The organism is Corynebacterium tuberculostearicum (genome assembly GCF_022347235.1).
Classification (GTDB): domain Bacteria; phylum Actinomycetota; class Actinomycetes; order Mycobacteriales; family Mycobacteriaceae; genus Corynebacterium; species Corynebacterium tuberculostearicum_F.
Map to the genome: position 1 here is coordinate 1 of NZ_JAKRDX010000034.1, position 7,094 is coordinate 7,094.

Here is a 7,094-nt window from a genome sequence, read left to right on the forward strand (position 1 = left end):
CGCGGCTTCACGCCGGTACTCCGGCGTGTACTTCTTGCGCTGTTGACTCACAATGAACATCCTCTCCTACGGACACAGGATCCGTACAAATAGGGTGTCCACTAAACGAGGGTAACCTCACAAGGGAGAAATCTCAGGCTGCCTCTGGACTGCATTAAGCTTCATTCCAGGCGGGGCCATTGTTAAGTTCGGCAAAGGGTTAAAGGCAGCATCGGCTATCCGGAAACTCTTAGCCAAGCTCCCAGATGTCAAAAAACTCCTAAGCGTACGCAAGCAACAAAAAGCAGACCGCCTTATCGCTGGTCTGAGTAAACCAGGAAAATGCGGGATCGCACTAGCAGCATCTCGCCAACAACCGACGTATTCCTTCGCCATACACAGGCCAACACACAACAAGACTAAAGCACATATTCAGCCTGCTATCTCGCGCTGCGGCGGATATCCCAGGACATTTACTGTCCATCAGCTCGATATCCACACGTTAACCCCAGATGAACTTAACGTGTTCATGAAATGGGACAGGACAACACCGCTAAGCGATATTAAAGCTTCCGAAATCATGGCCTTTGGGTACAAGACCAAGGAGACGCAAGTCATTGCGGCAATTTCGAGCCTCCAAGATAAGGTTGCAAATTCAGTAATTCAAGTCCCAGTAACTCAACCGCATATCCTAAATAAAATTGGTTTGCGGAATGCTCCTAAACCATTGGATCTGCATAAGCGAACAGTTGGGAAAACCTCCGCGCAAAACCAGTTTGCCCAGATGCAAGCATTATTCGCACAGAAGCGAGGCGCATCGGCTGCACGATTAAATCAGCGTGATGTTGATTTTGTCTACGATGAAAAACTTGACAAAAAGGTTCTAAAGACTCTTAGTCGCGGACGCCCTGACGTTAATATTGTCGATAGCTCTGGCCGGTCAATAAAGACGGAGTTTGATCGACCTCCTGCACCACGAGCGTTTCACCATGCACGCCAACTATTGGATGCCAATCCGAATGCAGACGTCTGGCTTCTTACACTCGACGACATCGACGAATCCGACGACCTCATGAAAGTCATCACGGCCAATCGAAACGCAGTAGATAGCTACAACCCTTAACTTGGAATGGTATGAGAATGACCCTTTACCTTCGCCGAGATATTGATTATCTGTTTGCGCCATATTCCTATGACCAATTGTTCCTAAAACTTCCCTACGACTATGCCGTAGAGGCGGCTTCACGCTCGCGAATTTTCATCACGCCTGAAGGTGCTGCCAACAGTTACTGGTCACAGCAATATGTAGAGATTGACACGACGGTCGATGACCTTCCCAACGCGCTGCGCCTTGGGGTACGGGATCCGAAGATTCCTCGCCGTTGGACGGCAGTCCTGGAAACCAAGAATCCTGAATGGGTATGGTTCCTGTGCGATAGGCCTATGGAATACGAACAGTTTCTGAGTTTCATTGGACTTGTTGGATCGATTCCTTTCGTCCCGGGAATGACCCAAGTGCTTATCCAGGACCATCCTGACGAGCGAGAGCTAGAGGACGCACTCGGCTCACGCACTGGCACTAAGAACCTCACGGTCCACTCCTATGACATCCATGCCGCTATTGGACTTTCAGAACCAGTACCCGAAAATCGAGGCGAGCAATTCTTCGACGTAGGCATCGGTGAAGGCGAGTCAAGGTTTCAAGCATTTACACAATGGCCAGAGGCGGAAGAATTTCACTTCCCTGGGTTGGAAAGACTAAAAGCTAAGAAAGGACCTTTACGGAAACGGTTTACTACCCAGGATCTGGCTGACTGCGCGCATCTTTTTGGGCTAGATCCTTTCAATAGAGATTTCCTCACCGGACGTGCCACGCTAATTAATGCAGGCTACCCTCTTGCGCAAGCCTATGGATCTTCAGCAATTTTTGATTATCCAGAGCACACGTGGGATCGAGAACATGAAAGGAGTGAAGGTTAATGAAGAAGTTTTTCTTCACCGAGTCCATCGCACCTATATCGTACGAAGTAAAACTCCTTCGATTTCCAATTGAAACTGTCGTCAAGGAATTTGAGAAGTGGGCTTCAGGCTTCGATAGCCCTTATGCAAAACCCTATCTTTACAGGGAAAATCACAAGGTCGAGTGCAACGTTCATGTCAAAAAAGTAGCGGCTGGCAGAAACCAACTAGCAGGACTAATCAAGCCACAGAATCATATTCTTCAGTTTGTTTTTGTTCCTACTAACTCGGAGTGGACGGCTGTATTCGGGCCATGCTCATTCCCACAATCAACTAAGCTCCCAGGAATTGCCGAGTTTTCCTACGACCTTGCACTCCAGCAAGAAATTACGCCGCAGGTCCCGTACTACATTTCTATAGAGCATGAACCATGGGTAGACAACACTGATGAAACTTTTTCCCGCCGAGCAAGCTATGGAATGCTTCGTTTTTCAATGCGTGCGATTCCTTCGAAACCTTATGAAACTTACCTCGATTGCTATGTATACCGCTGTCTGACAAATGAAACTGCTAAAAATTCCAATGGCCGGTGGTATCGATATATGAGGTTTCTTTCTGATCAAACCGAACCGTTTAAAGACTACGGTTTTGATTTTGATTCCTTGCCAAAGGTCACTGAGTTTCCGGAAGAGTCTTTTACCGACGAGCACGCGCGGATTATGTGGTCCCAGTTTGGAGAAAAGCAGGTCGAAGACATCCTCGCGCCGCTGGGTGTGTCCCCGTATGACGATTCCTTTTATGGGACAGAAGGCTATCTAGTGCGCTTAACTCCGGCGCAGGTTGCAGATACTTATGAGGATCAATTGGTAGAAGCGAAAGACTACGATCCGCCGGCGCGTATCCCTCTAGAGAAGTATCAGTTCTTCCAGGGACTTCATGACGGGCCTATCCGAGCTTGGTCATCGATCCCTGTCTCAGAGCAAGGATGAGTTAGAGATGAACATTCCTACAACAATCAATGCATACGCAGTTGCCCTCGCAGATCTTGGCCACCACGTGTATCTCGGTACTGAGACCGGTCAGATCACGAGAAACCTCCCCATCGATGGACTGCAGGCTTTTATCAGAGCCAATCATGAGTATGAATCGACAGAGGCAACTTTTCTCATTCCTGGTCTTGTTTCAGATGAAATGACCGCGTTGGCACTGATCAGTGCCTTGCAACAATCTTCGACAGGTTTATGCCGCTTTGTTGTCAGCGAGGGGCAAATACAGGCAAAGGCATCTCTACTAGTCGGAGAATTCCTGACAGCTGCGCGGCTGCAGGCATGGTGGCGTCGAAGCCTTGACGAGGTGGAGCAGTGGTATGCGCAAGCGCTCGCCTATTCAATTATCTCTTCCAGCAATACAACTTCTGTACCCGCACGCCTTCAACCACAAGGCGAGGTGCTGGATATCTTTAGCGATGTTGCGTCCCCCGATGCACAAAAGTGTGAAAGCGTTACTGTTGAGAGAGTTGAAATGTGTATGGCACGTCTTACCGGAGTAATGCCGGAGACTCGTATGGCAGGCAACTTTCAAGTGGTAGAAACAAGTATTGGCGGGCAATTCTTGGATATTGAAGTGGCAGAAAACGAACTGCGCTTTACCATTGGTTCATCGCTCAATAACCAGCATCCGGCTTTGAGTACGGCACTGGCTCAGGCTATTAATCAGCTCCATGTTTTTGAACCAGCGCCCACGGCATTTGTCCTCGACTCCGGAGAACATGTCGAGCTTTATACGCGGGCCGTGGTCGATACGTCCGTCGGACTTGATGACCAAGCATTGCTAAATGCAATACAAAAGTGGGGACCATACGTCTATGACTTTAACGAAAGAATCTTTGCCCAACTGCAAGGATAGACCTTGTGGGGATCCAGGGACGCCTTACCTCCAACTTTTGCGAGGATCTTCTTGCGCTACCCGTCGCACTTGAGAATCTGTCATAGCCCAGGCAGGGTAGCTAGCGTCGATGGCTTTAAGTACTGTCAGAAGATCGTTGAGTCGTCCTCGGATGTTGGTTTCCAAGAGGTTTTCTTGGTGTGATACTCGGTTGCGTAAACGTGTCAGTCTTTCGACTTTCTTCCCAATGTTTTCCCTCGATTGGTCCTTAAGGTCAACGCGGGGAAAGGCGTGGTGTAAGCACTCTTTCCACAGTATTTTTGCGTTTGGACGATGGTCTGGCAACGCTTCTCCGAGAAGATTCGACCAATTACCTAATGTGAGTTGAGCTATTACATCATCATGGCTGAGCGGAGCGTTCTTGCGCGCGTGTCCATTGCGGCGACGCTGAGATTCTTTCCGAGCCCATTTTCTAGCCTGTCCAATTGGCCCTTTGAACATGTCGTATAAAAGCTGTGCTGATTGGTGTTCAAGGGACCAGTCTCTGGAGCCTTTTTCCTTATCGTTCCAGTCTTGAAGTGCGTTGTTCATAGCGTTGCGTGTTAGAACCTCAAAGTAAGACAGCTGAGAGTGTAACGCCCCCGCCAGTCGAGTATTCCAGCGGTATGAAGTGTCCCGGGTTTTGTTCCTAGGCATTTGCCTTGATTTCCATTATTTCTTGGGCCGGGTTGGTTTCCCAAAACTCTGACTCAACCTCAGCTGGCGTGCGATAGCCGAGACTTTGGTGAAGCCGTACCTCGTTCCACCAATTAACCCATTCAAACGTCGCGATCTCCACGTCAACCACGCTGTCCCACGACCGCCGATGAATCAGCTCATTTTTGTAGGAACCGTTGACGTTTTCGGCCAAAGCATTGTCATAGGAATCTCCTACTGTCCCGGTAGAGGCAGCAATTCCATACTCAGCCAGCCGTTCGTTGTAGACAATGCTGACGTACTGTGAGCCATGATCTGAATGATGAATCAGCCCCGTTGTTTCCTTCGCGCTGACAATCGCCTGATTAAGCGCCTGCAGCGGCAGCGCCTCGGTACGCATTGAATCAGATAGTGCCCACCCGACGATCCTTCGGGAGAACACGTCGGTAACAAAAGCGGTGTACACGAATCCTTTTCTAGTGCGCACATAAGTAATATCGGCCACCCACAATCGGGCCGGTGCCGGGGCGTTGAACTTGCGATTAACTAAATCAGGACGCAGATCTGGTCCCTTCGGCTTGCGGGTAGTAATAGGAGACTTACCTTTACCTTTGCCTCTGACTCCAGCAAGACGCATCAGGCGTGCGGTCTGCTCACGGCCAATGTCGATTCCTTCACGGCGCAGAGTATGCTACATCTTACGGATGCCGTAGACGCTAAAATTTTCTTCATGGACCTCGGCGATGTGCGCGACTAGAGCAGCGTCACGAAGACTGCGGGCACTCATACCACGGGCTTTTGATTGGCGGTATCCACGGGACGTGATGAAACCGCCAACACGGTGGGTGTTTAACGTCTCGCAAATGAACTCGATGGAGAAACGATCCCGATACTCATCGATGAACCGGATCATTTCCGACGTTTTGGGTCGAGTTCCGACGCGAAAAAAGCCGAGGCAGCCTTCAGTAGCTCATTGGTGTCGCGTAGCTCTTGATTTTCACGGCGTAGCCTCGCGTTTTCCGCGGCCAAGTCTTCAGGCACAGGTTCTGGGATGCTTCCCGCACGACGGGCCTGCTGGGTCCACTGACGAGCCGTGTGCCATGAAACCCCCAACTTTGGAGCTACTGCCTTGCACGCGGCTTGCATCGACATATTTTCCGCCAAGATACGGTCCTCTACAAGACGGACCACACGGTCCTTTGCATCCTGGTCAAATTTTCTTGGCATATTCCAGATTTTCCCATCTACTCAGACGGAACAAAACCTGGGACACTTCACTCTGTGGAGCTGTGGGAGCGCCCCCTAACCAGAGCACGGGATTAGCGGCGTGTGACGGCGAGCTTGCAAGGTAGTCCCCAGCCGGTGGTGTGGGCGGCGTTGAAGGTGACGGCCTGGTCGATATAACTACGATCCAAATGCCGGAGATTTGCGTGACTACTGCACTAAGTCACCAGATTTTTATTACTACCCTGGAGGGACCTCTGCAGATTTTAGAGGTGCATGTGCTCGGCATGATATCTGCTACTTCGATGTAAAAGAATCTGGAGGAGCATCATCTGGATTTGCGAACTGCAATCGACAGCTTAGAGATAATCTTCGAACAGTATGTAGAAATGTCTACTCTAATGAATACTGGATTAGAAATGATTGCGTCGTTGTAGTAACAGTACATCCTACGCATTGGCCTGGGCATTTAGGAGGATAGCGATGAAGAAATTGTTCCTTTATTTCCTATTGGGAGGAGGACTTTTCTCTCTTACAGCCTGTGGAAATGCCGTTTATACAGACATTTCCGGACAAGTTGGATTCTCACTTAATGAATCCGGTGGCGTAATTGTAGAGGTGGAATCATGCGGAGTTGAGTTAGACGGCGTAGATTTGACTGGTCCGAACGTAAACGGCGAGAATCATAAATACGCAAGCTTTAACGCTAAAGTTCCCGTGTCTGGGTACTTCAACGTTGATATCTCAAATCCGGATTCGAACTGGCAAGCAGAGTCACCAGTTGAAGCACCAGAAAAAGCTGATGAGCTGTTGATTGCGAATGCTTCCACTTCGCATGAGGATGTTCAGCCGTATCCAGTAGATGCGAAACTATCGGAAATACGCGAGCTCAAGCCCGGAGAGATTATTACAGGTTCCTCAGAAAGCACTGTCGATGAAACTTCAAGCAAGATTGTGACGCAGGAAGAATTTTCTCGTTGTGATTGATGCGCGTGCGTCGCGATGAGCTTCTCGCCCGCGAAGGATCGACCGACTAAACGTAGCGCTGGCGAAGACGAGATGAACGCCGTCGAGGGCCCCGGATAAGCGTGCTTATCTGGGGTCCTTATCTTTGTTGCATCCGCACCGCGGCTTAATGGGCTCGCCGTTGTCACTTGCTTATCTGCTTAATTCGTCAATCGCTTGCGTGATTGTCTGTTTGGCACAAGCGTCTATTTCTGCGCCAATGTGGCGGACCTGACCCCTGTTTGGTGGACACCTGATATCCAGCCCAGTCGGGCTGGAAGAAAGGTAATCTACCACCATGTCCAGGTACTCCGAACAGTTCAAACGCGATGCCGTGGCCCTCTACG

Annotated in this window: 8 protein-coding genes and 1 pseudogene; 5 read left to right on the forward strand and 4 right to left on the reverse strand. The window is 49.8% G+C overall.

All coding sequences use genetic code 11. From position 1 onward, the window contains the following. Window positions 1-508: 508 nt before the first annotated feature. The 4 genes from MHK09_RS11400 to MHK09_RS11415 are packed head-to-tail and all read left to right on the forward strand — an operon-like array spanning window position 509 to window position 3,843. On the forward strand, window positions 509-1,102 hold the full coding sequence (locus MHK09_RS11400; protein ID WP_250413596.1) for a hypothetical protein: 594 nt from the start codon (window positions 509-511) through the stop codon (window positions 1,100-1,102). Window positions 1,103-1,119: 17 nt separating this feature from the next. Beyond that, window positions 1,120-1,959: a hypothetical protein gene (locus MHK09_RS11405; RefSeq protein WP_040425393.1), complete on the forward strand. Its 840-nt coding sequence runs from the start codon at window positions 1,120-1,122 to the stop codon at window positions 1,957-1,959. Then, a complete protein-coding gene (locus tag MHK09_RS11410) occupies window positions 1,959-2,927 on the forward strand; it encodes a hypothetical protein (protein ID WP_236587117.1) in 969 nt (322 codons plus the stop codon). The genes MHK09_RS11405 and MHK09_RS11410 overlap by 1 nt, the downstream gene beginning before the upstream one ends. A gap of 7 nt (window positions 2,928-2,934) precedes the next feature. After that, complete coding sequence (locus MHK09_RS11415; RefSeq protein ID WP_005325305.1) at window positions 2,935-3,843, forward strand: hypothetical protein; 909 nt, start codon at window positions 2,935-2,937, stop codon at window positions 3,841-3,843. 24 nt (window positions 3,844-3,867) lie between these two features. Here the strand turns inward: MHK09_RS11415 and MHK09_RS11420 are convergent, their stop codons facing one another. The 4 genes and pseudogenes from MHK09_RS11420 to MHK09_RS11910 form a co-directional block, all read right to left on the reverse strand. After that, window positions 3,868-4,413 (reverse strand): hypothetical protein, encoded by a 546-nt coding sequence (locus MHK09_RS11420; RefSeq protein WP_005325306.1) that lies wholly within the window; start codon window positions 4,411-4,413, stop codon window positions 3,868-3,870. 97 nt (window positions 4,414-4,510) lie between these two features. After that, window positions 4,511-5,155 (reverse strand): IS3 family transposase, encoded by a 645-nt coding sequence (locus tag MHK09_RS11900; protein WP_436232118.1) that lies wholly within the window; start codon window positions 5,153-5,155, stop codon window positions 4,511-4,513. 54 nt (window positions 5,156-5,209) lie between these two features. Next, complete coding sequence (locus tag MHK09_RS11905) at window positions 5,210-5,431, reverse strand: hypothetical protein (RefSeq protein WP_436232119.1); 222 nt, start codon at window positions 5,429-5,431, stop codon at window positions 5,210-5,212. Next, window positions 5,428-5,770 (reverse strand): annotated as a pseudogene (locus MHK09_RS11910) (transposase). Before MHK09_RS11910 ends, MHK09_RS11905 begins: the two are co-directional and overlap by 4 nt. 455 nt (window positions 5,771-6,225) lie before the next feature. Between MHK09_RS11910 and MHK09_RS11430 the strand changes: the two are divergent. Next, on the forward strand, window positions 6,226-6,729 hold the full coding sequence (locus MHK09_RS11430; protein ID WP_156794342.1) for a hypothetical protein: 504 nt from the start codon (window positions 6,226-6,228) through the stop codon (window positions 6,727-6,729). The last annotated feature ends 365 nt before the right edge of the window (window positions 6,730-7,094 follow it).